This window comes from Bradyrhizobium pachyrhizi, assembly GCF_001189245.1.
Taxonomy (GTDB): Bacteria; Pseudomonadota; Alphaproteobacteria; order Rhizobiales; family Xanthobacteraceae; genus Bradyrhizobium; species Bradyrhizobium pachyrhizi.
On sequence record NZ_LFIQ01000068.1, the window covers coordinates 1 to 998 of the forward strand.

Below are 998 nucleotides of genomic sequence, written 5' to 3' on the forward strand. Positions count from 1 at the left end.
CAGATCGGATATTTCGGGCACCGGCACCATCGGGATCTTGCGCTTCAGTCCCTCTGCAAACCACTCGAACGCGGTTCGCGTCTTCAGCCTCGGCATGAACTGTCGTTCGATCTGCTCCATCTGTTGCAGACGATCGGGGCTCAGGATCAGAGCTGGATCGTCTCGCAGTTCGGATAGGCCGAGCATGTCGCAGAACGCGCGCCATTGTGCCGGCTTGCCTGTCGTGATGCCGAGCCAACCCTTTTTTGTTTCGTAGATGCCCGCCGGAAAGGTCGGCCAGAAACGATTAATGCCAATCCGGCGCATCATGTCACCGCGTGCAAACGCCTCGAACGTGTGATACTCGCTAAGAGCGAGACTCGATTCAAAAATGTTAAGAGACCACGACCGTCCTGTCCCGCCCTGCATCCGCGCAACTGCCGAAGAAGCCGCGGCGATGAAGCCCCATAGTCCGGCAAGGATACCCGTCTGGAAATCCGGTGCGTGCAAGGGCGGCCCCTCGATCGGTCCAACCAGCTTGATGAGGCCGGCAAGCGCGCGAACGGTCGAATCAGTTGCGGCAAATCCCGCATAGGGGCCCTCACGGCCGAACCAGCTCCCTTCGAGGTAGATGAACCCGGGACGCCGCTGCCGGATCCCGGCAACATCAATGGTCGGGCAATCCGCGGAATCGACCTCGCGGCCATCGACCACAATATCGCAATCCTCGATCAGTGCGGTCAGGCGTTCGGTCGCATCCGGGTCGCTGGCATCGATGATGATGCTTGACTTGTTGAAGTTAAGAAATGCGAACCACGCGCTCTGGCTGCCGGGCGTCAGTGGCGCACTATTGCGAAGTGGATCGCCTGTTGGTGGCTCGACCTTCCGAACATCGGCGCCAAAATCCGCGAACAACCTCCCGCAATAGCTTGTTGCCGCCGAGCTACCGATCTCGACGACCCGTAGATGCGATAAAACGTCCATCGAAGGCTCCATTTTTCGACCCATGCCGATGCCGG

1 protein-coding gene is annotated in these 998 nt (G+C 59.4%); it reads right to left on the minus strand.

The window, feature by feature from the left end; genetic code table 11:
* The coding region (locus tag AKL29_RS14265) for a CoA transferase (RefSeq protein ID WP_193395213.1) at positions 1–963 on the minus strand (963 nt) is incomplete at its 3' end.
* Between the last annotated feature and the right edge of the window lie 35 nt (positions 964–998).